The organism is Bradyrhizobium sp. CCGE-LA001 (genome assembly GCF_000296215.2).
GTDB lineage: Bacteria > Pseudomonadota > Alphaproteobacteria > Rhizobiales > Xanthobacteraceae > Bradyrhizobium.
In genome coordinates this window covers 7,331,440-7,357,160 of the sequence record NZ_CP013949.1, presented here as the reverse complement: position 1 = coordinate 7,357,160, position 25,721 = coordinate 7,331,440, and the positions used below count along the sequence as shown (strand labels likewise).

Below are 25,721 nucleotides of genomic sequence, written 5' to 3'. Positions count from 1 at the left end.
CGTCTGTATTGATGGCTCCAAAGCTCAGGACACGCGCAAGGAATACGTCATGTCAGACCTATTCGACGTCAGTAAAGAAACCATCCTCGTCACCGGCGCGAGCCAGGGACTGGGGCGGCAATTTGCCCGGGTGCTGGCGGCCCATGGTGCATCCGTCGCGCTCGCCGCGCGCCAGACCGAGAAGCTGAAGGGCCTTGAAGAGGAAATCCGCGGCAAAGGCGGCCGCGCCGCCGCAATCGCGCTCGACGTCACCGACACCGCCTCGATCGCGAAGGCCGTCGATGCCGTGGAAGCCGCGCTCGGGCCGGTCACGGTGCTGATCAACAATGCCGGCATCGCCATCGAGAAGCTCGCGACCGAGCAGACCGAGGCTGATTGGGACGCCGTGATCGGCGCCAATCTCAAGGGCGCCTATTTCCTCGCGACGGAAGTGGCGCGGCGCATGATCGCGCGCAAGCAGGAAGGCAACATCGTCAACATCGCCTCCGTGCTCGGCACCGGCGTGCTCAAGGCGGTGTCGCCTTACGCGATCTCCAAGGCCGGCATCCTCCAGGCCACGAAAGCGATGGCGCTCGAGCTTGCGGGCCAGAACATCCGCATCAATGCGCTGGCGCCCGGCTACATCGACACCGAGATGAACCACGCCTTCTGGTCGACGCCCGCAGGCGAGCGCCTGGCCAAGCGCATCCCCCAGCGCCGCGTCGGCGCCGAATCCGATCTCGACGGCGCGATCCTGCTGCTGGCCTCGAACGCGTCGCGGTACATGACGGGGAGCGTGGTGACGGTGGACGGCGGGTTCTTGTTGAATTGATTTTCTCCCGCGCCCAACAGGCGGTTTTCACTCGACGTCGTCCCGGACAAGCGCGTCCAAAGTGCGCGCCGGTCCGGGATGACAGCGGAGAATGACGCGCCGGCCTTGCGCTACTGCAGAACGCGCGGCCATGGTGCGGAGGCATCCTCCAGCATTCCAAGCGGGGAGCGTGTCGAGGATTGGTCCAAGCTGCGACCCAGGGCAGGGTCCACGGCGATCCCCTCAATGGGCGTCCGCCCCTGGTTTTCTTGCGGCCCAGCGGCCCTTGGCGGAACTCCCCGCAAGTGCGCGCCAAGCGGACCCAAAATCGGTCCATCCGCCTGTCATAAAGTCGAAAAAAACGTGCCCGCAGCCCTTTCCAAAGGCAGCCCGCCTTGATACATACGCCCCGCACCCGACGGGCTTTGCCCCGGGGTTGCCTTCCAAGGAAGCCTTTGGGACGAATGAGGCAAGCCACGCCACAAGCGCGGGCCTCAATCCACCGTCCCCGGGATTTAACTGAAGGCATGCACGTGTTTAACGCGGGGTGGAGCAGCCCGGTAGCTCGTCAGGCTCATAACCTGAAGGTCATAGGTTCAAATCCTATCCCCGCAACCAAGTAACCTTCTGTAAATGAAGGAAAATTGGAAAAGGCCGCTTAGTTCGAGCGGCCTTTTCTTTTCAAGAATCGCCACCGAGTCGCCACTGCACCGTTTTGTCCCGGGTTGCTCCTGAAGTGTTTGGCGTTCGGACATCTTTGGGTTTGGCGGTTCGCTACCTGCCGCACCAGTTAGGCCGTTCCCTTTGAAGGCGAGAGCGACCAAACAGCGGGTCTCCCCGTTTCGGCCTACGTCCGGACCTGAGACCGATTAGCGCGATCCGGGTGCGCCGGTTAAATTAACGCGATGCGGGGCTTGCCTTCGCCTGAGGGTTGCGGAACACTTTTCGGAGCTGGGGCTCACCGGAGTGCGTATTTGGAATGGTGGTCCTTGGCGTTGCGCCTGCGTGGGCCGCGTCCATTGCCTTGTCGCCAATAGCGCAACTGGCGGCGGCAGGAGGAACTTTGATTGTCCATTCCTGACTATCAATCGTTGATGCGACCTCTTCTCGCTTTCGCTTCGGATGGATCCGAAAAGAACATAAATGATGCGATCAACCACATCGCTGGTCAGTTAAATCTGACCGACGACGAGCGGCATCAACTTCTACCAAGCGGTAAGCAAGCAATCTTTGCCAATCGAGTGCACTGGGCGCGAACCTACTTGGATAAGGCTGGCGCAATAAAGCGAACTCGGCGCTCTCATTTTCAAATGACCGATCGAGGTAAGCAGCTGCTTGCGGAAAACCCAACCCGCGTTGATGTGCAGGTTCTCAAGAAGTTCCCCGAATTTATAGCTTTTCAGACCCCAAAAGTCCCCGACGCTGCGGGAGAGAACGTTGCCCCTCTGCCGGCTGAGACTGAGATTCCGGAGTCTGCGGTCACACCCGAGGAGGCGGTCCAGCAAGCAGAATCTCAAATCTTCGAAAATTTGCGAAGTCAGCTCTTGATTCGGATTTTCGAGTCGTCGCCGAGTTTCTTTGAAGGATTGGTGGTCGATCTCGTTGTCGCAATGGGATACGGGGGATCAAGAGCGAGCGTTGTGCAAAGACTCGGCAAAAGTGGTGATGAAGGTATCGATGGTGTCGTTAACGAAGATCCGCTAGGTCTCGACGTCGTCTACATACAAGCAAAGCGCTACGCAGCCGACAATACAATTGGACGCGAGCGTATTCAGCAATTCGCTGGTGCCTTAGTAGGTCAAGGTGCTTCCAAAGGCGTTTTTGTAACGACAAGTTCGTTTTCGAGAGGCGCTATTGAGTACGCGATCAAGGTTCCGCAGCGCATCATCCTAATAGACGGTCAAGAGCTTGCCCGGCTCATGGTTCAATACGGCGTGGGTGTCCGAGTCGAAAGAACCGTAGAAATAAAACGAATCGATTTGGACTACTTTGATGAGGGCGACGATTAAGCAAGAGTGATCAAGAAGGGCGGCGCCCTTAAGAGGCGACCGTCGGGGCGGGATTTCTGTATTCATCCAGAGGGTATGGTCCACTCAAACTGGATGAAAGCTTGGGTAAATGCTACTCATCCGCGTGGGGGTGCAGTGACGGATGACCAAAACTGAGGCTCAGACACGGTCAGATTTGATTGACCGCCAACTCGCGTTGTCCGGCTGGAACGTCAAAGATCCCACGCAGGTTCTCGAAGAGTTCGATATCCTGATCGGCCATTCCAATGGCATGGCTGAGCCGAGCACCCCCTATGATGGCCGTCAATTCAGCGACTACGTCCTGTTGGGCAAGGACGGCAAGCCGCTTGCCGTCATCGAAGCGAAGAAATTCGGTCGGGATGCTGCCGTGGGCCGTGAGCAGGCCAAGCAGTATTGCTACAACATCCAGAAGCAGCTCGGCTGCGAGCTGCCATTCTGCTTCTACACGAATGGTCTAGAAATCTACTTCTGGGATCTTGAGAATGCCGCACCCAGGAAAGTCGTTGGCTTTCCTTCGCGCGACGATTTGGAACGGTTCGCCTACATCCGTCGAAACCGCAAGCCGCTAACGCAAGAGTTCATCAATACTTCAATTGCGGGGCGCGATTACCAGATCCGGGCCATTCGCTCAGTGCTCGAAGGTATCGAGCAGAAGAAGCGCGATTTCCTGCTAGTGATGGCCACCGGCACAGGCAAGACACGCACTTGCATTGCCATGGTCGATGCCTTGATGCGCGCGAGCCATGCAGAAAAGGTACTATTCCTGGTGGACCGCATTGCCCTGCGCGAACAGGCGCTCGCCGCCTTCAAGGAGCACATGCCGAACGAGCCTCGCTGGCCCAATGTCGGCGAAAAGCTCATCACCAAAGATCGCCGCATCTATGTGGCCACTTACCCGACGATGCTCAACATTATTAGAGACAACGCCCAGCACCTGTCCCCGCACTTTTTCGATTTCATCGTGGTGGATGAGAGTCACCGCTCTATCTATAACACGTATGGCGAAATCCTCGATTACTTCAAGACTATCACCCTGGGGCTGACGGCGACGCCAACAGACATTATCGACCACAACACATTCCAGCTTTTTCACTGCGATGATGGCCTTCCAACCTTTGCCTACACTTTTGAAGAAGCCGTCAATCGCGTGCCCCCATACCTGTGCAACTTCCAGGTTATGAAAATTCAGACCAAGTTTCAGATGGAAGGCATCAGCAAGCGCACCATTTCACTGGAAGACCAGAAGAAGCTAATCCTCAAAGGCGAGGACATCGAGGAAATCAACTTCGAAGGCACCCAGCTAGAAAAGCAGGTGATCAATAAGGGCACCAACGCCCTGATCATCAAGGAATTCATGGAGGAGAGCATCAAGGACGCCAATGGCGTGCTGCCGGGCAAGACCATCTTCTTCTGTTCGTCTAAAGCCCATGCTCGTCGCATCGAAGAGATCTTCGACAAGCTCTATCCCCAATACCATGGCGAGTTGGCTAAAGTACTGATATCGGATGACCCGCGCGTATACGGCAAGGGCGGCTTGCTCGACCAGTTCACCAACAACGACATGCCGCGCATTGCCATCAGCGTAGATATGCTCGACACCGGCATCGACGTGCGCGAAATCGTCAATCTTGTATTCGCCAAGCCGGTGTACTCCTATACCAAGTTCTGGCAGATGATCGGACGCGGTACACGTTTGTTGGAAACCAGCAAATCCAAGCCCTGGTGCACGGAGAAGGATGCCTTTCTGGTTCTCGACTGCTGGGATAATTTCGAGTACTTCAAACTGCAGCCCAAGGGTAAGGAACTGAAACCTCAGTTACCGCTGCCGGTGCGGTTAGTCGGCTTGCGGCTCGACAAGATCGAAAAAGCTATCGACAGTGGTCACGAAGACATTGCCGCGAACGAAGTCACCAAACTGCGCCAGCAGGTCGCCGCGTTACCTACGAATTCCGTAGTGATCAAGGAGGCGACCGTTGCACTGGCTCGTGTCGAAGACGAAAACTTCTGGATTAACCTCAATCACCAGAAGCTCGAATTCTTACGAACTGAGATCAAGCCGCTGTTTCGTACCGTCTCGGAGGCCGACTTCAAGGCGATGCGGTTCGAACGGGATGTGCTTGAGTACTCGCTGGCCGTGCTGAACGAAGACAAGGAGCAGGCAGGAACGCTCAAGGAAGGCATCGCTGAGCAGCTCAGCACGCTACCGCTCTCGGTCAGCTTCGTAAAGCAGGAGGAAGCGCTGATCCACGCCGCGCAGACCCACCATTACTGGGCGAATGCCGATGAGAACAAGTTCGACGAACTGGTGGCCAGGCTAGGCCCGCTGATGAAATTCCGCGAGCAGATGACCGGCTCCGGCCCGGTGCACCTGGACCTCACCGACGTGCTGCACAATAAGGAAATGGTCGAGTTCGGCCCGCAGCACGAGGCCGTGAGCATTAGCCGCTACCGCGAAATGGTTGAAGCATTGATTGCCGAACTTACAGAGCACAATTTAGTGCTGAAGAAGATCAAGAACGGCGAGGCGGTGAGTGCTGACGAGGCGAATCAGCTGGCCGAGCTTCTGCATGAGGAATACCCGCACATTACTGAAGACTTGTTGCGCCAGGTCTACAGGAACCGCAAGGCCCACCTTGTCCAGTTCATCCGCCACATCCTCGGCATTGAAGCTCTGAGGAGCTTCCCGGACGAGGTGAACGCCGCATTTGAGCAGTTCATCCGCACCCACACCACCTTGTCCAGCCGGCAGATGGAGTTCCTCAACTTGTTGAAGAATTTCGTCCTTGAACGCGAGAAGGTTGAGAAGAAAGACTTGATCAACGCTCCCTTCACGGTAATTCATCCGCAAGGCATTCGTGGCGTATTCAGTCCGAACGAAATCAACGAGATTTTGCAACTCACCGAGCAGTTGGCGGCGTAAAGAATAGGTTTAGCACGTGCTACAAAACAACCCCGAACTCAAAGGCAAGATCGACCTGCTCTGGAATAAGTTCTGGAGCGGCGGCATCAGTAACCCGCTCACCGCCATCGAGCAGATCACTTATCTGCTGTTCATGAAGCGGCTCGATGAACTGGACCTTAAGCACCAGTCCGACTCTGAATGGACCGGCGAGACATATGCATCCAAGTTTGAGGGCAGCTGGATTCCTCCCGAATATCGCGCGCGGCAAGACGCAAGAGATAACGATGCCAATTGGGCGAGGAAGTTAGATGACGAAAAGCGATACGCCATCGACAAACGTTCTTTGCGCTGGAGCGAATTCAAGCGCATGCAGGCGGAAGAAATGCTTCTGCATGTCCAAAGCAAAGTGTTCCCTTTCTTGAAGGATCTCAATGGCGCGGAATCCAATTTCAGTCACCATATGAAGAATGCGGTGTTCATCATCCCCAAGCCGGCGCTGCTGGTGGAAGCGGTGAAGACCATCGATGAAATCTTCGAGGTGATGGAAAAAGACTCGCAGGAAAAGGGCCAAGCCTTTCAGGACATCCAAGGCGACGTGTATGAGTTCCTGCTTTCTGAAATTGCAACTGCAGGCAAAAACGGCCAATTCCGCACTCCGCGTCATATCATCAAGCTAATGGCAGAATTGGTGCAGCCGCAGCTGGGTCACAAGATAGCCGATCCAGCTTGTGGCTCCGGCGGCTTCTTGCTCGGCGCCTACCAATACATTGTCACCCAGCTCGCCATAAAGGCGGGCTCCACAAACTTAACGCCAGACGAAGATGGCTTTGTACGCACCTCGGTGGCGGCAGCGCTCACCGAAAAAGCCCAAGCAATTCTGGCTAGCTCGCTTTGGGGTTACGACATCGACAGCACTATGGTGCGTCTCGGCTTGATGAACCTGATGATGCACGGTATCGACGAGCCACACATCGACTATAAGGACACGCTCTCTAAGAGCTATATTGAAGAAGCCGAATACGACATCGTAATGGCTAATCCGCCGTTCACCGGTAGCATCGACAAGGGCGACATCAACGAGAACCTCCAGTTGGCCACCACTAAGACCGAACTGCTGTTCGTCGAAAACATCTATCGCTTGCTAAAGAAGGGCGGGACCGCCTGCGTGATCGTACCGCAGGGCGTGCTGTTTAGTACCGGCGGCGCTTTCAAGATTCTGCGTCAGCTATTGATCGAGCGATGTGATCTCAAGGCCGTGATCACATTGCCCAGCGGCGTTTTCAAACCCTATGCCGGCGTCAGTACTGCAATCCTGCTATTTACGAAGGTCTGGGCGTCAAAGGAAAAGGTTACCAAGCCCGCCACCGAGTACGTGTGGTTTTACGACATGGCAGCCGACGGCTACAGTCTGGATGACAAGCGCGCCAAGCAGGAAGGCTTCGGAGATCTGCAGGATATCATTACCAAGTATCACGCCCGTAATGCTGAAACCGACACCGACCGCGCCAGCAAATACTTCATAGTATCTCGTGCTGAACTCGAGGCTGAAAGCTATGACCTCTCCATGTCTCGCTATAAGCAAGATGTACCCCAGGAAGTGCACTATGATGAGCCAAGTGCAATTCTGGATCGATTGATCCGGGCCGAGGTCGGAGACCTAAATGGGGCTGATCTTGCGAAGATGGAGAGTGGCATTGTGCGCGAGCTGCTGGAACTAAAGGGGATGGTGGGGTGAGCTATCCGCAGAAGCACCTCGGCGAGCTGTGCAACATTGTCATTGGGCGCACCCCTTCACGAGGCGAGCCATCGTATTGGGGGGGCGGAAATAAATGGGTTTCTATTTCGGATCTAATTAGCAAGATTGTCAGTGACACCAAAGAAGAGATTACAGACATCGCTGTCACTGCAGCGCGCTGTCGCCGTATAGCGAAAGGCACCTTGCTTTTTAGCTTTAAGCTGACGATAGGAAAAATGGCATTCGCCGGCTGCGATCTGTTCACAAACGAGGCGATAGCGGCTCTCGAAATCAAAGATAAAAATAGCCTTTCCAATGATTACCTGTATTACGCGCTTAAATCCGCTAGGATTGAGGGCTCTAATCAAGCCGTAATGGGTAAGACGCTGAATTCAAGGTCACTTGCCGAGATAGCAATCTCAGTCCCTGAACGCCTCGATGACCAGATCCGCATTGCTCGGCTCTTCGGTAAGGTCGAGGGACTGATCGCCGAGCGCAAACAACACCTGGAACAGCTCGACGTCCTGCTCAAGAGCGTCTTTCTGCACATGTTTGGTGATCCGGTGAGGAATGAAAAGGAGTGGAAGAAGAAAGCGTTTTCAACACTACTCAATGAAATCGAAAGTGGGAAAAGTCCAACTTGCGAGGCAAGACCGGCTTTGGCCCATGAGTGGGGAGTGCTGAAGCTCGGAGCGGTCACAAGCTGCTATTTCGACGAAAGAGAGAATAAAGCTCTCCCAAACGAAACACTTCCCTCGGATCGCTATGAAGTAAAAGCTGGCGACCTTCTCTTCAGTCGCAAGAATACATATGCGTTGGTTGCAGCTTGCGCGTACGTATTTTCAACCAGGCCAAAGCTGTTGATGCCAGACCTCGTTTTCCGGTTCGTATTTAGGGATGATGCTGAGGTCCATCCGATCTACATGTGGAAGCTGCTTACAGCAAAATCCCAACGAACGAAAATTCAATCACTTGCCGCTGGTGCCGCGGGCTCCATGCCGAACATTTCAAAGACGAATCTCAGAGAAGTTCAGCTTCCTATCCCTCCGCTCCCACTTCAGAGCAAGTTTGCGGACATCGTAACCAAGGTCGAAGGGCTCAAATCCAAGTACCAGAAAAGCCTCCGCGATCTGGAAGAACTCTACGGCGCACTTAGGCAGCGGGCATTCAGCGGCGAGCTAGATCTTTCGCGGGTGTCTCTGCCGGAGTCGCCGATGAACGGCGAACAAGCATTGGTCTCCGATGTTTTGCAAGCCATCGCCACTCCCGCTATCAATCTGCCCGATACTGACCTGCTGGTCGCGGCATTGGAAAACCGCGAACTCGTTAAGGATCTGCTGCATCTTTGGTTAGACTCCTATCATCGTCAGTTGAGTGGCGAAGCGTTTTCCCTGGAACGCTTTTTGGCCGCCGCACAAACCCGGCTAGCCGAGTTGCATCCGGACACCGACTTCGAGCTGGGCAATAGCGACTATGAGCATATTAAGAACTGGGCGTTCGACGCGCTGGCGTCCGGCAAGTTAATGCAAACCTACGACGAGACCAACAAGCTCGTGCAGCTGCAAGCCGGGTAAGTATGAAGCTGCTGCGGCTAAAGATCACCGATCCGTCAGGTTTTCGCAGCCTGCCATCCGGTTTTGAGCATCACTTCCGTACCGAATGGACACTGCAAGAGGAGTTAGACAAGGTCGAGGGTTTTGCTCCCTTCGTCTGCGCCGGGCCCAACGGCAGCGGTAAATCGAACTTGCTTGAAGCGCTAGCTGCCATCTTCTTTCAGCTGGAAATTCTGCGTGTGCGCCGCAGCTTTCTGCCAGAAGTGTTGCAGAACTCTGATCTTGATTTCTCTCCAGTCGGGTTTGAATTGGACTATCTAATTCGGATCCCGACCGAATACCGCCGCCCTGATGGCCCCATATGGGCAAAGGTCGGGGTTCGGAAGGTTCCTGGCGGGTCAGCTATTTTTCTTTGGGAGAACCAGAGTGACTTCGACATCGACGGATATGAAGTCACCCAAGGCGGCCATGCCATCCTATTGCCTCAGTATGTGCTGGGTTACTCGTCCGGCGAGAACGAAATTCTGAGTCTACCATTCTTTAAGCTGCGCTTCGTTCAATTCGATGAATACTGGAATGCCCTGACCCGGCAGTTACCCTATCCAGGACATCCAGAAGCACGGCTGGCTTATCTCGATAACGGCTTCAGTCAGGCCATCCTGCTTTGCAATCTGCTATTTCAGGACGAGCCGACACTACATCCATTCCGGACTGATGTCGGCATTGAGGCGCTAAAAGAATTTCGCATTATCCTCCGGCGCAGTATTCCTCTGCAGCCTGAGCAACTCACTGTCTTTGCGAACGAAGGCCAGAACCAAAGCCAGTCGCTCGACGATATTGTTGAAAGCAACCCCGCCTTGCGCGCTGAGACTAACGATCAAGGCACAACTAGTTACCGCTTAAACCTGGTCCAATTATTGGAGGGTGACCAAAAATCCTCACTGATGGTGACAGCATTGATGCGCTGCGCCACGCTGAGCTATCTGGATGAGGTCTCCGACACGCTGATCTTAGATTATTGGGTGAATGACGCCACCAAGAAGGCGTTCCGCGAGAACTTTGACAGCTCGCCGCTAGCGCTCTTCCAAGCCTTTCAGGTGTTGCTGACTTTGAACCTGTACTCAGTTGGCGCTTCGCTAAAGGCCGACCTGTACAAGTCCACGAGCCATTATGTGAGCGAAACGGTGCCAACTCTGGCATCGGACCAGCGCGTTATGCGCTTCAAGTTTGTACGCTTCAGTAAGCGGGATGTGGCCCAGCCGATGATGCTGAAGGAGTTGTCAGACGGCGAGCATCAATTGCTTCATAGCCTGGGTCTGTGTCTTCTGTTCCGAAATACCAACAGTCTTTTCCTACTCGACGAGCCGGAAACTCACTTTAACCCAAACTGGCGCGCCAATTTCATTAGTCGCCTGCGGCAGTGCCTACCCGGCAATGGCGATGTTGGACAGGAAATGTTGATTACCACCCACACGCCCTTTCTGATCAGCGATAGCAGGCCCGAGAATGTATTGGTTTTCAGTAAGGACCCATCCACTGGCAAGGCGAGTATCGAACGGCCCGACTACAACACCTTGGGTGCCTCGATAAACAAGATCACCATGAACACCTTTGGCAAGCGTGAGACCATCGGTGCTTACGCCCAGGCAATGCTGGACGATTTGCGCGGCCGCCTCGAGACGGGCGGCGAAGAGACCTCAGCATTGATCGATGAGGTCAACAGAGAGCTAGGCGACTCGGTGGAAAAGATCCTGCTAATGAAGGCAATGCTCGACAAAGCCGAAGGCGCGGCTGCGGAAGGACAAGGTTGATGCTGTTTTCCTACACTTACGTGCCGCATCAGATGGAGAAGATGCAGGAATTCATCGATTTCATCTTTTTCGAGGTGTGGTGCAAGGCGCCAGACAGTGAGCGTTTTAACCTGAGCTTGTTTGCAACCAAGCCTGAACTGCACGACGTGATGCAGGCCTTCTTCTACTCGGATGCTAATGGCGCAGATTTCTTCTATGGGCACGTCGAGCGAATCTACAATCTATTCTCGAAACTGGACGAGCCGCAGATCGAACAGTTCAAGCAATGGTACCGGGGCAATAACAATGTCGAGAAGGTTTGTGCCAACGATTCGATCACGCAGCTGGTGCGTTATGCCGACATTCCAGTCGCCCTCAAAGACCTGAGCGATCAGCTCTCGTCGTTTTTCAAAGGGCTGTACTCACAGTCACTACTAGATTTGACCACCTTGAGGAATAAGATCGGCGACATCGACAATCACTACCGCTCTTTCCTGAAAGCGAACAAGGCAGGCAAGTGCCCGTTTTGCGGCATCAGCGACTTGCATGGTCAATACCACACTAAGCGCGAGGCCTACGACCATTACCTACCCAAGGCGCTGTATCCCTTCAACTCGATCAATCTCCGGAATCTTGTCCCGGCCTGCCACAACTGCAACAGCAGCTATAAGACCAGTAAAGACCCGGCTCACCCCGTTAAGGATCCTGCAGGTGGTACCAAGCGGCGGAAAGTATTTTATCCATACTGTACGGACCCACAGCCCATCGAGATTGTGGTTAACATAGCAAAGCCGGACGTTTCGGCACTCACCCCGCAAGACATCAGCATACATTTCGGTCCGGCGACGTTGGTCGATGAGATTGATACTTGGCGTGACGTCTACGGCATTGACGAGCGCTACAAGGCCAAGGTGCTAGGCGAGAATGACGGCAAGTATTGGATCACCCAAGTCTTGGATGAGTGGCAAGAAGAGGGCAGATCGCCAGAGGCTTTCCTGCAGATCCTCGCTAAGCAAACGTTGAAGAGCCCATTTGCTGAAGCCAATTTCCTGAAAATGCCGTTTCTCGAAGCGTGCCGAGCCAAAGGAGTGTTCGATGCGGCCAATCCGTTGTGATTTGCGTAGCCTACCCTTTGCATCAATGGGTCGCGAGCTGCCTTAGGCATTCTGTAAGACATTGAGGAGGACGCCTAACGCCGCAGGGCAACTGACCTTTCGCTCGGTTTGTGGGAAGACCTCAGATGCGCGAATTCAAAGGGGATTGGCGCAGATGCTCCGAAGCCGAGCAACTGCCGTGGGCTGATAGTCAAATTTTGCTGGCATAACATGTTTTCGTACGAACGTCGTTCCAACCAGCTTTCTCGCCAAGCTACCTCCGAAATGAGTCTAATTATCAAGTGCTCATCTGCGCAGCGCGAGCGAGCTGCGGTTCAACAGAAGGATTGTCGTTATCGTTTATACGCTCCGACCAGTTTTCCACCCAGCAGCGTGGCGTGACTGAGGCCGAGCAGCCACAAGAACGTCGCGCCGACCGGCGGCATGCTCGAAAAGACCTGCCGCGCTTCGGCGACAGCTCCGGTTGCAGACAATCCGCCGATTCGTTCGGCCGCCTCTAGGGCCAGGCTCACATAGATTGCTGCGAGTACGCCGGTGATGACAATCGTTTGCACCCTTGTAGAATCGACAACTCCATCATCCTCCGCCGTCTCACCATAGACTAGGTCTGCAAGCGCGGCATCCTTCGGATCATCGTTTGTGAGGATGCGTGTCCTTCGCGGAGGAAGCACAGGCGTGGCACCGGCAGGGGAAGCGGACGTCGTGCCCGGCTGGGTTATGAAGCTCGACAGAATGGTTGTCCCACCGGAGATTCCGAGCAGAGCCCACAATGTCGATTCCATGCTGGGTGTAAATTCCAGCAAGCCTGATAACTTTGTCGCCCAAGGCTTCAGTTGCGAATCGTTGGCTGCACTGGTCGCGTACGCCACGCCTTCCTGGATTCGGCCCAAACTCTCCGCCCAAAAACCGACGTTGAACAGAGCGTAGGCCGCAAGCGGTCCCATCAGGATCACAAGCCAGATCGCGAATTGAACTTTGGTGAGGCTCATTCGGTTGCGCTTGTCGATGAACAGGCCAAGCGGCCGACCCATCACGCCGAGACCGGCCGCAAGCGCCACCATGATAATTGATGCCATCGTCAGAAGGATCGGCATTCGCAATGAGAACGCGTATCCTGAATCAGAGACGGTCCATTTTGCCAACCATACCTTGGTCCGCGACCACCAGTCGCGATTGGAAGCGTTCTGCGCATCGCTAACAGCCTTTAGCCACTCCGTCAGGCAGGCGCCGTCCTTTCCTGCGGTTCCTGGCAACCAGTCTTGCGGCGCGCCGAACAGTGTGGATGGCCGCTTATCGTCAAATTGGCTTGAGCACTTTGTCTCAGGTGTCGCAGGGGCCGCAACGGCCGCCGGAGCCGCAGCGGGGGCCGCAGGCGCCGCTGGAGCTGCGGGAGCTCCAGCGGCTGGGGCTGCAGGAGCGGCAGGGGCGGGCGCTGCAGCGGGCACAGTAGCCGCAAGTCTGGCCGCAAAGGCGTTCCGAGCTGCTCGCGTCACGTCGCCCACACTCATCGACCATAGACATGCCACGGCAAAGAGGGCAATCGAGGCGACGGCGAGCCAAAATGCCACCCGTGCGGTTTTCGCGTCGACCGGCTTGCGCCGAACCTCGCGCGGCACGTACACGGAGGTACCAGGCGGCAGGCCTGTCCCGGTCACCAGCGAGACGAAACGGGGCGCATCTTCATTCGGGCGAACCGCGCGCGAAAATGCCGACACTTCGTGGCCATCGACCGTGAAACGTCCAATCAGCTCCATTGTATCCGGTGTCGCGGTGTCCCATGGCGCGGGAAGGGCTTCATCCTTGGTCAGCGTCTTGCCGTCGGCGCTGGGCCACAGGATCACACGCATGTTCTTCAGCGCATCGGGTACTGCCGCCTCGGCCGCGGCGGCTGTGCAAGCGGCGACGTCCGCTCCATACAGATCATCGTCCTGGGCCGGGACGGACTCGAAGCGCGAAAAGCTCCTTTCGGCTTCGCTGGCGATTGCGGCCACCTGCTGCCGTAGCCTCGCCAGCGTCGTCGCATCTCCGCCGGCGGGCACCTGCAGGTCCTTCGTCTCGGCCCACACGATCTGAAATCTCGTCAATGCACTCATTTGTGCCCCCTGATCCACGTCCTCATGACGCTCCATTGTCAAATATCGGTCCGCGACGAATGCCCCCACCAGATCAATTGAGCGAGGCAAAGCGTTCGCAAGGTGCTACCTCCGTTTTCGGTGGCGCGAAAAAGTATTTCAAGCAAACCAGCAGCACCTCTGGCTGCGGGACGGCGGCACCGACCGGCGCTGCAATTTCGAGTTGGATTGAGGCACTCGCGGTCCCGGATTGAATGACCGACGGCGAGAGCGACAGCCTGACGTGATAAACGGGTCCGTAAGACTGATCGACAAGCGCAGCCTCGCAGGGTTGGCCGTTCACCTTGATTTCCAGGAGCGGCGGGAGGCTCGCTCCAGCCTCGGGCTTGAAGTAGACGTCGAGCTCTTCGACAACAACATTCTCGTTGTTCCGGCTCCAGGGAAACATGTCGCGATCGACCTGTACAGAGATACGGGTTGCGCTGCCTTCGCGCAGATTGGTCCACTGGGCCGGAAAGTCGTGCTGGATGTCCAGATACCGGTTCGCAGGATTTCCTTCCACGGGGAGATTTTGCCTGGCTGTGGTTCGCGCCTGTTCGCGCATCTCTGCGCCGCCCTCCATGGCGGTGTAGCGGAAGTGCAGCACCACGTCGGTCAAGGAGTCCGGGTCGAACTGAGTCGTCGTCGGGTCCATTTCGATTCGCCACCGGCTAATCATGCCGGCGCCTTCGAAGGGCAGATAGCGTTCGTCGCGCAGATTGGTCTCGAACAGGCCGGTATCGTTCTGGGCCGACGTTGTGACGATCGATTGATGTGCGGCGTAACGGCGCACGAACCGCGGATCACCTGCCAGCACGACCTGCTCCGGATACTGCGGGTCGACCTGAGGCGACAACCTCACCGCATCCGATAGCAGGGTCAACTTAGCGTTGACGGTATGATAGGGGCCTGTCGCGCAAAGCACGCTCAACGCCACGTTCTTGATCCGGCGCCGATAGTGTCCCGGCATTTCCAGATCTAGCATCCACTCCGGCAGATCGACCTCACAGGTGCCCGTCAGTCGCAGGCTGACGAGCGCGTCCGGCGCGCAGAGCCGCAGCGAAACACTCTTGCCGAGTTCGTATTCGCGCACGTTCTGCTGCAGGTAAGTCTGCTCCATGCGGCGAAGAGCCATCAGCAGGTGATCGCCCGCCGTCATGCCCTCGCGATAGTTGGTCCAGGATACCGACGCGAGAAAACCGGAGGATGCATAGTGTCGCTCGTAGCGGAAGGCGTTTTCGGCGTCCTTTGCTGCCGCAAGCGCGACGTCAAACATCTCGCGATAGAGCCCGGCGAGATTGTCCTGAAGCCAGCAGAAATGTTCAGCATTGGTGAACTTGCTCTGCTGGAAACGCTGGATTTCCTGCGCATTCAAGACGGTGTCCTGATGGATGTTCAACTCGCGTAACGCAATATCCTGCCGCCGGTCCGCAGCGAGAATCTGACGGCGCACCTGTTCGAGCTCGATCTTCACAACCTCCAGTTGGTGGCGCCATTCTTCCTCGCGGCGGGCAAACGACCCTCGCATCGAGTCGATGGAGGCGTCCATACTGTTGACCGAAGCCAGCATGTGCAACAAGCTGGCGCCAATCTTCGAGCTGGCTGAGTACTTCTGCCCACTGACGAACTTCACCATCGAGCAAACGCCGACATACACCTCGGGGACAAGGAGGAGTACCTGCGCGGCAATTTCGAACCCCTCGGTGGCGGCAGTGAGCATCTTCGCCACTTCCATGTGGGCGAAATACGACTGCTCGTCCGAAATAAGCCCGACCTGAATGAGGTGTTCGATATGCTGCTTCTTGATCTCCAGGATCTCGCGCGCCTTCTGTAGCGCCTGCTGTTGCCAGTCGGCCTCACGCCACTGCGAGCGTCGTACATCGAGTAGCAGTCGATTGATCTGCACCTCGTGCCTTGAGCGCAGCAGGGCTAGTTCTTCTGCATCGCCTCTCTCGAAGGCGGACATCAGCGCGGCACCGAAGCTGCGCGTTTCGGCGCACAGCTCGAGCGCCTTCTGCAGGACGACGTTGAACCGGTAATGCGGCGGCGGTACCAGCCATTCGTCACGATCGAGTTCGGTGCTGTCGTAGGCATGGCGCCACATCCAGCCATCGTGCAGCCGCATGTCGCCGTAGGCTGGCGTGGCCACGGGAGACCGTGACAGGGCGCGCTGTGTGCGATCATTTATGATCTGACGGCTGTTCTCGCAACGCTGGATGGCGGTAGCGAGACGGTCAGTGCGATCCCACAATAGGGCAAGACGCCGGTTCAGGGGCGGTGATTCGGGAACGAAGCTGCGAAGCTTGTCCGCGGTGTCGGGATCCTGGTGGCGCAGCCGTCGCGGCCGGTCACCGAGCACCTTGCGCGCGAGGGCGAACGTCTCGCGGGCAAGTTCGGTGGTCGAAAGACGCTGGCCGGCAAGCTGAGACTCGCCGATATCAAGGATGTTCTCCAGCCAGTTGAGAACCAGGACTCTGGCGTTCGGACGGCCGGCCAGTCCCTTGGGGTCGAGCCAGCCGTTGGAACACGCGAGCGGCTTGTGCAGGAACTCAAGCCACTCACGTGCCGCGTCGCCGCGGTCGTGCAGACGCAGATGCTTCTGCACAAGTAGGGCCGGCGCGTGGAATGTCGCCGGGCTCGCTGCGGCGCCGGGCGCCGCCGCCATGAAATGCGGAAACGAGGACAGTCCGCCGGCGGGCGGCGCGGTGCCGGCGTTCCAGGTCGTCTGCACCAGTACCCGTGCAATATTCTCGTCCGGGTCATAGACAAAACGCTGGTCGATTTTCGCCGCGCCGTCGACTTGGAACACCAGAAGGTCGACATCGCGTTTGTCGAACTTCAAGTTGCTGTCGCTCGCGGCAAGCGGGACGCCGTAATCCGAAACGCGGACATCGTCTGCGATGCCGTCGCGTATCCTGCACCACGCAAGCCGCACCTTCTTTCTCGTGTCCCAGCCAAGCAGGCTGGCGGGAATGCCGGTCACATAATCGTCGTGGTTGTAAGGATGCTCCCAATCCTGGCCGGCATCCTGCGTCGGCTTGTCGTAAGCTGCACCATCGACCAGCCAGAAGTAGAAATCGTCCTCTCTGTCGGTCGTGCTGCATTGCAGGCGGACGAACCTGCCGTCCAGCTCAAGCGGCGCATCGCGGAACATCCGCATCGAGTTGGTCTCGCGCCCATCCACCTTGTTCGTGACCTCGGCAGGGCTCAACGCGGTCCGGCTCAGCGCGCGGTCTCGTCTTGTCAGATTCTCATAACCATCCGGTTTCGTCGGAAGTGCCTCGGACAGCGATGGCAACCTGTCGATCCAGCGGACCAGCCCGGGAATCGCCGGCATCAGCGGTGGGGCGAGATCGTCCCAGTCCTGATCGGCCGTCAGGCTTTCCTGCTGAAGATGACGCTCAAGAAATGCGAAGCTTTCGGTGTGCGAGGCCGCATTGATCAGATAAGCCTCGCGATAATTCTCGGGGTAGACACTTCGATACTGCCACGCCTCCCACCTGCGATATTCCGCAAGGCGCAGGTCCCAGTCTTCAAGGAAGTCGCGGCTGATATCGTCGGTAGAGACTTCCTCAAGCCCCAGCCGCAGCCGCTGGACGTAGGTTCGCAACGCAGCACACGCTTCTTCAAAGCGAGGCGTTGCCGCGCATGTTCCCGTTTCAACGTCCAGCAGCAGCCGCTCGGAGAGATCGCGCGCGGAGCAAGCGAACGGAGGTCCGCCGTTCATTTGCGGCATCGTGCAGCGATCGAGCGAAGTGAGATATCCGACCAGCGCGAGGCGTGCCCTTTCGCGCAACGGCCCGTTCAGTTGCGCGAGGTTGGCATATCGGCGGACCGGGCCGTTTTCCAGATAGGCTTCGGTGATGTACTCGCGCAGCGACGGCACGTTCGGCTCGAACCTCGCCCATTCCCGACAGTTCGCCGGCGCAACGCCGCGCGCCGCTGCGAACCGTCGCTGCCGGGCGTATTGCCACTGCGCCGCCTGCCAGACGCGGATCGGCCACTCCTCGGTCTTGAGCGCGGTCTTCGCCAACTCCGGATAGTCGGGGCTGGCGTCGATCGTATAGAGCAGGGCGTCGGGCGCCACGCTCGCCTTCAGGCCGAGATGGTCGCACACCAGCCGTTGCGCGGTCGGCGGAGTTGCCGGATTGGCCGCGTCGCTGAACAGTTGCCACAGCGGCGTGGCGGCGGCGGAAACGTCCGAGCGAAGTTGCACATAGTCGTGAAAGCGCTCCCATTGGTCGAACAGCGGCCAGACGCGGTCCGGCATGTGCGCTTCCGGATACTGGCGCACATCCTCGCCGTCGGGGCGGTGCCGGAAGGCGTCGCCGACGCTCCACTGGTTGAAGTCGAAATTGAGCTTTCGCGACTCCCAATTCCCCGTCGTGGTCGCCCACGTGTGCGCGATACCCCGAAAGTCGGTGCCCTTGCTCAGAAGGAACGCAACCTCCTTCTCCACCAGCCGGAAGCGGTGGCAGAACAGCACGGCCTTGAAAGCACGCTGGTAGCTGCGACGGATGTCGCGGATCGAGCTGAAATAGTATGGCTCGGGATAGAAGAACGGCAGCGGCGGTGCGGCACCAGCGTATCCTGGAAAGTCTCGTGCTTCCTTGACTTCGATGAACAGCGACTGGGCCAGCACTTCGAAGAATTCTGTAGAAGTTGTGTCGCCGCCTCCCGGAGGATTCTTTGGAAAGCTTCGCGTCACCGCGATGTCGCTCAAACCATGCAGAGACGAGGCCTCCGGCGAATTCACGAAAACGCCGACCCATGCGACATGCCTGTCCTTGATGCCGCTCGGACCCTTGCTGATCTCATAGATGGAGGGATCGACCGAGTAGTCGACGAATGTCAATTTGACATCATAGTGGCGCGGCTCGAGATTTGTGAAGACCGGGGCGGTGTGGAACGCGCCGTCCGCGTCGTTGCCGAATAGGGCCAGCGAATCGGAAGCGCCGCCGGGCGCATGCAGCGGCACGATCTCCTTCGTCGCACCCGCGATTTCGATGCGCATGCCGTCGTCGGTCAGATTGGGAATGGTGGTGGTGCCGAGAGGTCCTTCTTCTCCGTCGGGGAGCTTGAAGGAGGTGACAAATCGGTGCTCACCTTTGATCGTGACCTGCAGTCGGCCATTCCACTCGATATAGTACGGAACCGCGCCGCCATAGCGTGCCTTGTCGGCCGGATCGGAGCGCAGCTGATAGCCGCTTCTCAGCTCAACTTGCTGCTGCGTTGGCGGTATCGGGTGCAAGAAGAGGTGGTCAACCGGTTCCGGTACACGCAGCGGCTTCGGAACATTGTAGAGCCAGTCGTTACTGTTCGGTCCGACGTTATCCCCGTACTTGTCGTTCGCATGATCAAGATAGTTCAGCGAGCCGGAAATCTCGCGCATCAGCGCGGTGGTTAGAGGCAGATTTGCGAACGGCGGAAATACCGGGAATGCTGGGGGTGTCTGCAACTGCCCGTAATTTGGATTGGGCAAGCCCGGGGCTCCGGGCACCTGCGCCACGTACCTGTCGAAGCGCTGATTGAAAACATCGGTGTAGGGGCCGGGTGGTTTGAACGACGAGAACGTCGTCCAGATGCCGGTGCCGCGCAGGCCGAGGATGCCGGCGATCGCCTTGGCGTTTGGATTAGCCGGGTACTGGAAGGCGCCGCTATTGTCCTTCCAGTTTTCGTCCGCCTCGATGTGATGCAGCAGTAAATAACGCGCCGTCGTGGACAGATTGTCGAGTTCGACGTCGGGATTCTTGACGGGTTCACGCTGTAAGACATGGGCTGCAAGGTGGTCGGCGACGACGAGCTGCTGACGAAAGAAGATGAAGAAATAGCGCACGAACACCTTCATGCGGTCGGCCGCCTTCTTGGGACGGAGCAGGCGGCGTGCGGCCTCGCGCTGGTCGGGGAGTATCAGGGAGAATTTGGCCAGCGTGCGCCGCGGCTGTTCGAACAGGTCGCGGATAGCCGTCACTTCGCCCGGCTTGCAAGGTGGAAAGGGGGTCGTATCTGTCGTATCGGTTTTCCTGAGACGCGTGGCTTCGGTCAGGATATCGACGGGATCCAGCAAGCCCGTACACGAAAGCTTGTTGGTCGCAGGGTCGAAGGCGAATATCGCAGAGAAGTCGTATTTCTTCGGTTGCGCGGGATTTTTTTGTGTGTACCGCGTGACATCGGCCTCAAGCAGGCCGGTCGTGAATTTCGGCTTGTCTTCGGTCAACAAGCTCTTCAACGCGTCGAGATCGGAATAGCCGAGCTTTTTCAGTTCGTCCGCAAGCCTGAGCCACAGCTTGTTCAGGTCGTCATTGTTTGGCGTGGGCGACCAGAGACCGTCGGGCTGGCGATCAGCTGCGAACACGCGATCGAGACGTTTGAAGTCGTCGTCGCTAAGCGCAAATTTGCCTTTCAGTTTGCTTTTTTCGCCGCCGTTCTGGTCCCATGTCGGCTTGTGGCCATCGCTAGCGTCGGGCCGATCCGATATCATCGACCCGTACGCCGCGCCGCGGAGCAGCCGCTGCAGGCGCAGCATCGATGCATCGGTGCAGTCGGAAAACTTGTCGGCAAACGGGTTTTCCCTGATGTTGTTCTCGACGGTCTCGACGCGGAACGGATCGTCCTCGAATGTCGTCAGGTGACGGTTGAGATAGAGGAAGGAAAGCTCACCGACGCTGAAGTCGGAATGCGCGATCTTGAAGCAGACTTCGACGAACCGCAGGGTATGCGTGGGTTGCAGGAATGCCGGGTAGTTGTCGTTGCCGGCATCCGAACGAAGGCTGGTCAGGTCGGCGATTTCGCCGAATTCCTCGGCGTGCAGGATACGTTTCTTTGGTTCCTTGCGGTAGCAGTTCGCCCGCTCCTGAATGACCGCGGCGAGGTCCTTCTTCGCCTGTTCGGTAACGGGAGTGTCGGCACCGCCCGCCGCCGGCAGCCAGAGCGGCAGCACGTCGATCAGACACAGCGCATAGTCGTCGCGCAGCATCTGCATGGCGGCAAGCTGCCTGATGAAATCGGCGTTGATGTTGGCGCCGTTGTAAAGGCCCAGCACGTCGCAGGTCTGCTTCAGCGCCAGAAAAGACTGATCTGTGGCGGCGAGCTTTTCCCACCAGCCGAGCAAATCCTCGATCTCGCCAAGCGGTCCGGCGAATGACCCGTCGCGCGGTTCGCCATTGATGAGGTCGATCAGGTCACGAAGGCGCTCGCGGGCTGCGGCAGCGCCAGGGAACGTTGCCGGAAGGGAATCGATCTTCACGCTGACAGGAGTGACGGTATCGCGGATTTCGTCCTGCAGCCGGTCTTCATTGAGGGCGGTCAGCAATTCCTCGCATTTATCGACCGTTGCCTGGGTCTTGAGTTGGTCCAGCGGCAGCCGGCCCAACTCCTTTGCAAATGCCTTTACGCGATTTGACGCGGCAGGAAGCAGGCCCAGCCGTCCGAGTTGCGCTTTCAATGCGGTTGTCAGCGCGTCGAGTTTTCCCTGAATGAAGGCGTTGTCGATCTCGATCGTTGACGGCCACCACACCGCGACGGCGTTGTCCATGTCCTGACCGGCGGCGGTGGCAGCGGCCTTCACATTCGGGACAGTCGCCATGCCGGGCAGAACGGCAGCAATCTGCGCCTTGGCGTTTCTGATGACGGGTGCGGCGCTGGCTGCAGGCAACAGGCCGTCGAGCATTGTCAGGGCGGCGGGGAGATCAGCAAGGGAGTCCAAGGCGTCAGACCCGTCGGCGAGGCTGACACGCAGTTCGCGCACCCGTTGCTTCAGCGCAGTTCGAACTTCACCGCTGGCGATGGCAACTGCAAGCCCTTCGGCCTGAGTCTCGATGTTTTCGATGCTTTTCCGCGCGACTTCCGACGCCGTAAGGCTCGCCTTGATGCGTCCGGCATGGGTCCTGATGTCGTCAGTGACCTGTGCGTTGGCTGAGCTTTCCAGGCGTTCGAGTCTCGTTTTCAGGGCGTCGATCGCAGCATCCGCTGCGGCGAGTTGAACGTACTGGTTCGGCAACGCTGCAAACGCCACCCTTACGGCATCGCTGGCCGCGTGCTGGTTCGCCGGATCGACCGGCGTTGTTCCCGCTTTCTCGAAAGCGGCGATGAAGGCACGCACGGCGGCTTCGATGGCGGCGATCGACGCCCGGGCGCCGTCCCAATTCCGCATCTGTTCGCGCGCCCTGCGCAGGCGCTGGAGGATGCCTTCGAAGGAATAGTCGGTGTGCGGGATTTTTCGCAGCAGGCGCCAGAGCCGCAGGAAAACCGCCAGCCGTTCGAGGGCGACGTCGGCGTTGAGCGGCGCAAAGTCGATCTCATACTCGCCGATATCGCAGGGCTCCTCCTCGGGCAGCCCCCGCGCCACCATGATCGGGACAAAGCCGCAAGCTACCAGATCGCGAAACTCGCGGTAGCTCAAGGCGCTGCGCAGCAGGAATTCCGACAGGCGCCGGACTCCGGCCGGCCGGGCATTCGCATCGGGCCGCATCACGACCCGATGCGTATCCAGCCAGTCGGCCCATTTCGGCGTGTCGTTGTGGCCGGTCCCGGGGGCCGACTCATAGCCCCAGAATTGCCAGAGCTTCTGCCGGGAATTGTTCAGCGTTTCGGTGAAGACTTCGCGGTGCTCTTCCACGCTCAGCTTGAGATATTCGCGGGCCGTATCGATGCGCACCGGGTAGCGACGCAGATGAGTCTGCGTGTCGAACTCGGGGGGCAAGTAGGGCGCGAACGCCTTCGCGTTGGCCATGTCCTGCGGCTGCTTGACGAATTCGTGGATGTCCTTGCGAAACGTCCGCATCGTGTCGTAGCGGCGCGACCCCATGTGTTCGAGGTAGCTGCGGGTTATATCGAGCGGCTGATGATACGGGCGCGTGAACGACGAAAAATCTTCACGCAGCCGGTCGTATGCAGCCTTTTGCCGCGTAAGGGCTGCGGCATCTGCAGGCGCCGACGGCGTGGAATGTTCGGGGACGGCGGTGAGTTCGTCAGCCGTCACGCCTATTGAGGTCTGGAAGATCGCGGGCGCAGCGACCGCTGGCAGCTCGCCGTTGGGGTGTGCGTCGATATCCGCTTCAGCGAGACCGACAAGGCTTTCAAGCGCCTCGTTGACCACGTCGACGGCGGGAACGGGCGTGAATGTGTTGGCAGCCGTGACATCGAGCGCGCCGAGGTCGCCGCGCCTGCCGGCAATTTCGGCGCCGAGCGAGGCAACCGTTGGATCGCGCTTCTTGTCCAGCAAGGCGCGCGCATAGCCAGCCGGCCCGAACGGCGACAGATGCTCGGCGGGCATGCAATCGGTGAGCAGGCCGTCATGATTGACCGGCCGAAACACCGACTCGACCGGGCTAGTGTTGTCGCGATCGTCCGGCGGTTCCGGAAACTCGTTGGTGAGTGTGACGGCACGTCCATGAATGCCGAGCGCGTCGGCATAGGCGAGGGTGCCCAGCAATGCCGCCTTGAATTGATCTTCCGACAGACGCGCGACTGGCCACGGATCGGTGAAGCCGCGGAAATAGAGGGCTTCCATCTTCAGAAGGCGGTCGTCTCCGGGACCGGCAGCGCGGTCGAGAAAATACAGGACGAGCAGTTGCCGTTTGACCGACTCGTCCGTGATTGGCAAAGCCTTGATGCTCGCGGCGGTGGTTGGCCGATCGCCGGGCATAGGATCGAAGCGGAAGGTCGGGTTGGCGTCGAAAAAGTCTTTCAACCCGGCGACGCTGGCCGGCCGGGCGCTGAACTTGGACGCCCCGGGCGGCGCAAAGGCCGCGGCCGGCCCCGGCGGCGTGGCGAGGTAGCGGCGCAAGCGCAGCAGCAGAGTTTGCCATTGCTGGCGGGCAGCCAGTTCGTCGATATCTCCCGCCCAGTATTGCTTGAATGCCTCCGCCCAGGCTCCCTCGTTCTCGGCTTTCAGGCCGTCGACGGTGGTAACGGCCGCAAAAACCGGATCGGTTTCGAGATACTCCGCGAAGCTCGGGCCAGCTACCCCGCCAACCGGGACGGGCTTGGCGACGCCGGCACACACGACCTGACGAATCAGCTGGAAATGCGTTGTCTGCGCGGACCCTGCAATGTTCTTCCAATATTCATCGTCGGGCCTGTCGGTGCCAAGCCAGTCATCGAACAGAGCCTTGCAATTGGCGTAGGAGAGCTTGACTGCGTCGCTATGGGTGCTGGGTTGCGGCCGGCCGTCGAGATCCAGCGGCGCAAGGCCCTGCAATCGACGGGCAGCCAGGCGATCGCTGAGGCTGGGGGATGCGGGATCGATGTTTGCCGCGTCCGTGATCGGAGAATGGGTCTGTCCGATCACTCTTCTGGTCTGCGCCTGCCGGAATTTGGCGCGGAGGCTGACTTCGGTGTTGCCGGCAGCCAGATTATAGCGCTCGAGTGCCAGAGTGCCGGCGTCGAGATCCTTCGATACCGCGTAGAAGTACGCTGCCGGTACCCGCAGCGTCAGCGGATCGATGTTGGTCACATCGACGCGGACGGTGGTGTTCGAATATGCCGGATTCCAAATAGCGGGATCGACAGGGACCAACCAGGAGAAGCGGCCGGCCGTCGCGGGGTCGGCGGTCCATTGCTGGCAGGTAAATCCCGTGGAGAGCGCTGCAACCAGCGCCGCGCGATCCCGCGCCGCCTGCTCGGATCCAATTTTGCGCTGCTGGACCTCCGCCTCGAGCGCAAGGCGAATGCCATGCGTCTTCAGGGCCGGCATGCTGTCCGAATCCGGATCGTAAAGCTTCTTGGCGGGCGTCGGCGGCGGCATGCCGATTACATCGAGGCCGCTAACCGATTGTGCCGCGATTTCCGCGATGGCAGTGTAGGAAAGGGCCGTCAGCGTAACGCCTTCGTCCTTCAGCACGTTGGCGGTCTCGCCGCGAACGCGTTCGTACTGGACGTCGGTGGAGGCGCTTGCGGCACCGGGCAGGCGTTCTTGCCCGGCGCTGGGGACGCCTATCCAGATAAGGCTTTCTTCGTCCATTGGGCTGAGGTCGGTAAGATCGTCCCGGCAGTTCCGAAACAGCTCGGAGCGCCCAATTTCCCGGACGGTGCCCTTGACGTCTCGCTTTACGACGATCTGAAAATCGAAGTTGCCCTGCAGCGGAATCGACCGCTGAACCTCGACACGTTTGCGTACGCGGGTGTGCTGGTTGGCTGGTAGTCCGACGTAGGGCTTGTACTCGGTCCAGACCTCGGCCCATGGCTTCCACTGTGCATCCAGGACACCCGGAGTGTTATTGGTTCCGCTCATGTCCGTGAGCGGGTCTTCACCGGTGAAGAGCTGGGTCGCGCCGGGTACCGGCAGGCTTGGGACGTAAGCTCCGTTCACGAGCACCAGCAGTTGCTCGTCGCTGCCGTCAATTTTCCGCTCGTAGAACTCGACGCTGACGGGGCCGAGTTCGTCCTTGCCGGTTTGCTGCGTCTGATCGAGCAGATAGATAAAAAATTGCAGAGAGGACATAAAAAGCCCCGGCACGCAGGGGGCAACAATAAGGACCGAGCCCCCACTCGGTTGAAACCCGCGGAAAATGCGGTGTATGGTTGAATTAGGCCAGACTATTCGACCGCGCGTCAAGCGGCTATGTCAAGTTGACGCAGATGTTTTTTGCACGACCGGCCTGGTTTGAGTTCAATGCCCCTTTGCCGGGACGCGCTCCAAAAGAGGATCGGTGCGCAAAAAGGGGCTTGAGCCAGCCAAGCTGCCCATGACACT

9 protein-coding genes and 1 tRNA gene are annotated in these 25,721 nt (G+C 58.3%); 8 read left to right on the top strand and 2 right to left on the bottom strand.

The genetic code is table 11. The annotated features are described in order from the left end of the window. Positions 1–49 precede the first annotated feature (49 nt). From BCCGELA001_RS33435 to BCCGELA001_RS33400, 8 genes are all read left to right on the top strand, one after another. Positions 50–811: an SDR family oxidoreductase gene (locus BCCGELA001_RS33435; protein WP_008541529.1), complete on the top strand. Its 762-nt coding sequence runs from the start codon at positions 50–52 to the stop codon at positions 809–811. Positions 812–1,331: 520 nt separating this feature from the next. Beyond that, a tRNA-Met gene (locus BCCGELA001_RS33430) sits at positions 1,332–1,408 on the top strand. A gap of 449 nt (positions 1,409–1,857) precedes the next feature. Then, positions 1,858–2,799, top strand: a complete 942-nt coding sequence (locus BCCGELA001_RS33425) for a restriction endonuclease (RefSeq protein ID WP_060737231.1) — start codon at positions 1,858–1,860, stop codon at positions 2,797–2,799. A 142-nt stretch (positions 2,800–2,941) separates the two neighbouring features. Further along, a complete protein-coding gene (locus BCCGELA001_RS33420) occupies positions 2,942–5,740 on the top strand; it encodes a type I restriction endonuclease subunit R (protein WP_060737230.1) in 2,799 nt (932 codons plus the stop codon). Positions 5,741–5,756: 16 nt separating this feature from the next. After that, positions 5,757–7,457: a type I restriction-modification system subunit M gene (locus BCCGELA001_RS33415; protein ID WP_008541540.1), complete on the top strand. Its 1,701-nt coding sequence runs from the start codon at positions 5,757–5,759 to the stop codon at positions 7,455–7,457. Beyond that, positions 7,454–9,031, top strand: a complete 1,578-nt coding sequence (locus BCCGELA001_RS33410) for a restriction endonuclease subunit S (protein ID WP_008541542.1) — start codon at positions 7,454–7,456, stop codon at positions 9,029–9,031. Before BCCGELA001_RS33415 ends, BCCGELA001_RS33410 begins: the two co-directional genes overlap by 4 nt. A 2-nt stretch (positions 9,032–9,033) precedes the next feature. Further along, positions 9,034–10,821 (top strand): restriction system-associated AAA family ATPase, encoded by a 1,788-nt coding sequence (locus tag BCCGELA001_RS33405; RefSeq protein ID WP_060737229.1) that lies wholly within the window; start codon positions 9,034–9,036, stop codon positions 10,819–10,821. Beyond that, complete coding sequence (locus tag BCCGELA001_RS33400; protein ID WP_060737228.1) at positions 10,821–11,915, top strand: HNH endonuclease; 1,095 nt, start codon at positions 10,821–10,823, stop codon at positions 11,913–11,915. The genes BCCGELA001_RS33405 and BCCGELA001_RS33400 overlap by 1 nt, the downstream gene beginning before the upstream one ends. A gap of 332 nt (positions 11,916–12,247) precedes the next feature. On the opposite strand, the gene BCCGELA001_RS33395 is transcribed toward BCCGELA001_RS33400, so the two are convergent. Both BCCGELA001_RS33395 and BCCGELA001_RS33390 read right to left on the bottom strand, forming a co-directional pair. Then, positions 12,248–14,008 (bottom strand): hypothetical protein, encoded by a 1,761-nt coding sequence (locus BCCGELA001_RS33395; RefSeq protein WP_144441624.1) that lies wholly within the window; start codon positions 14,006–14,008, stop codon positions 12,248–12,250. 73 nt (positions 14,009–14,081) lie between these two features. Then, complete coding sequence (locus BCCGELA001_RS33390) at positions 14,082–25,469, bottom strand: neuraminidase-like domain-containing protein (RefSeq protein WP_060737227.1); 11,388 nt, start codon at positions 25,467–25,469, stop codon at positions 14,082–14,084. Between the last annotated feature and the right edge of the window lie 252 nt (positions 25,470–25,721).

Excerpts from the sequence above, each read along its gene's own strand:
- BCCGELA001_RS33435 (WP_008541529.1), top strand. The coding sequence starts at position 50 with ATGTCAGACCTATTCGACGTCAGTAAAGAAACCATCCTCGTCACCGGC.
- BCCGELA001_RS33390 (WP_060737227.1), bottom strand. The coding sequence starts at position 25,469 with ATGTCCTCTCTGCAATTTTTTATCTATCTGCTCGATCAGACGCAGCAA.
- BCCGELA001_RS33405 (WP_060737229.1), top strand. The coding sequence starts at position 9,034 with ATGAAGCTGCTGCGGCTAAAGATCACCGATCCGTCAGGTTTTCGCAGC.
- BCCGELA001_RS33400 (WP_060737228.1), top strand. The coding sequence starts at position 10,821 with ATGCTGTTTTCCTACACTTACGTGCCGCATCAGATGGAGAAGATGCAG.
- BCCGELA001_RS33395 (WP_144441624.1), bottom strand. The coding sequence starts at position 14,008 with ATGAGTGCATTGACGAGATTTCAGATCGTGTGGGCCGAGACGAAGGAC.
- BCCGELA001_RS33420 (WP_060737230.1), top strand. The coding sequence starts at position 2,942 with ATGACCAAAACTGAGGCTCAGACACGGTCAGATTTGATTGACCGCCAA.